This is a genomic window from Aerococcus agrisoli, assembly GCF_003797145.1.
Lineage (GTDB): Bacteria > Bacillota > Bacilli > Lactobacillales > Aerococcaceae > Aerococcus > Aerococcus agrisoli.
This window is the reverse complement of record NZ_RKMG01000063.1, coordinates 1-1,990: the sequence shown is the minus strand read 5'-3', so window position 1 is coordinate 1,990 and position 1,990 is coordinate 1. Positions and strand designations below refer to the sequence as shown.

The window sequence follows — 1,990 nt, the reverse complement described above, 5'->3', positions numbered from 1 at the left end:
GTTGTAAAGAACAGTTATAAAATGTAGGAAAATGACAATGTAAAATTGTTGGTTTTCCTACATTTTTTATATACTCTTCTTATCCCCTATAGAATTGGAGTGGAATAGGAATGAGAAGAGATATCAGAGAAGGAGTGAAAAAACATATGATTGATGGCATAAGGCCCAATTATACTGCGTTAGCGGAACAATACGGATGTGACTATCGTACGGTTAAAGCAGCGTATGAAGAAGCGTTACAAGGTAATAAACCTAAAACAAGGAGGACATATCCGAGTAAATTAGATTCATTCAAACAAATCATAGATATTAAGTTAGAAGATCAATGTACCGCTAAAAGTATCTTCAAATTCATACAAAAGAAAGGGTTCGATGGGAGTTACAGTCTTGTTAGAGACTATTGCCGTGGAGTGAAAAAAGAACGGATACAGAAAGCAACGGTACGCGTCGAATATACGCCTGGTCTTTCAGCACAAATCGATTGGAAAGAAGAAATGCGACTGATAAGCAGTCAGGGAGAAGTCTTCCGCTTTAATATTTTCCTTTATATATTGCCCTACTCAAAGAAGAAATTTATTACGCTTACCTTTGATCGTAAACAAGATACATTGTTTGAGTGCATGAATGATGCCTTTTATAACACCGGTGGTGTTCCAGAAGAAATATGGTTCGATAATATGAAAACTGTCGTCGACCGGTCACGAACTCAATTCTCTCAGGTTCATTTAAACGATCGCTTCTATTCTTTTAGTAAAGATGCAGGGTTCAGAACAATGGTCTGTCGTCCTTTTCGCCCCCAAACAAAAGGCAGCGTAGAAGCTCTCGCCAGAACAATGGACCGGTTACGGGTTTACAATCATGAATTTTATGATTCGACAGACCTCATTCGAATCGTTGACGAACTTTGTGATGAATTAAATTCGGAAGTGTCTCAAGCAACGGACGAGATTCCTGATATACTTTGGAAAATTAATGAAAAAGAGCACCTCCATAAGCTAAAAGATGACTTGTTAAATCCTTATTTTGAAGACTCTATTCGCCGTAAAGTCACAAAGGAAGCAATGGTCATTTTCCGCAAATGTAGGTACTCTGTAGACCCTCGTTATATCGGAAAAGAAGTTGACTTGGATCTTTCCGAAAACGAAGAGTACGTGCACATTTATTATAACGGAGAACAGATTCGTTCGCACCCACTTACCACAAAAAGATTGAACTATAACCAAGAAGATTTGGTTCAGATACTTAAATCAGATGTCATGAGCCACAAAGAAGAAGATGACATCCAAGAACATATTAAACGAAGTTTAAAGCAATATGATTTACTGGAGGTGCCTTCGAATGAGCAGTAAGTATCAAAAGCTATTAAATAATCTAGAGGCCTTGAATTTAAAACATATGAGAGAATATGTGCCAAACTATATTGAAATTGCCAATCGGGATGAGCTTTCTTTAACAGAAGCTCTTCTAGAATTAACTAATCAAGAATTAGACTTTCAAACGAATCAGACTGTGGAACGTGTCATCCAGCGCGCACACTTTCCCAAACGGACATCACTTGAAGAATTTGATTTCAACTTTCAACCAAGCGTTAACAAAAAAGAGATTCTAGACTTGAAACATATGGCTTTTATGGAGAAAAAAGAAAACTTAGTTTTCATTGGAAACCCTGGTGTAGGGAAAACACACCTTGTCATTGCATTAGGCATTGAAGCATGTCATCAAGGCTACCGTACGCTGTTTATCAGTTGTCATGAATTACTTTTACGTCTTCGTTCTGCCTTTGAAAAAGGGACCGTCGATCGTGTTCTGAAACGATATGCCAAATATGATCTTTTGATCATTGATGAAATAGGTTATTTACCAATTCAAAAAGTTGAAGCTAACCTCTTCTTTCAACTATTAACGATGCGTTACGAAAAAAAATCAACAATGATTACGACAAATATTATCTTATCTCGATGGGGGGAGCTATTTCAGAATTCTGAAATAG

At 37.0% G+C, this 1,990-nt stretch carries 2 protein-coding genes; both read left to right on the top strand.

Translation table 11 applies throughout. From position 1 onward, the window contains the following. The first annotated feature begins 110 nt into the window (after nucleotides 1–110). Nucleotides 111–1,349, top strand: a complete 1,239-nt coding sequence (gene istA, locus EF384_RS09445) for an IS21 family transposase (protein ID WP_123781448.1) — start codon at nucleotides 111–113, stop codon at nucleotides 1,347–1,349. Further along, on the top strand, nucleotides 1,339–1,990 hold a 652-nt coding region (gene istB / locus EF384_RS09440; protein ID WP_123781446.1), incomplete at its 3' end, for an IS21-like element helper ATPase IstB. The genes istA and istB, both read left to right, overlap by 11 nt.

Bases quoted from the DNA above. Each gene is read 5' to 3' on its own strand.
- istA (WP_123781448.1), top strand. From the start codon at position 111: ATGAGAAGAGATATCAGAGAAGGAGTGAAAAAACATATGATTGATGGC.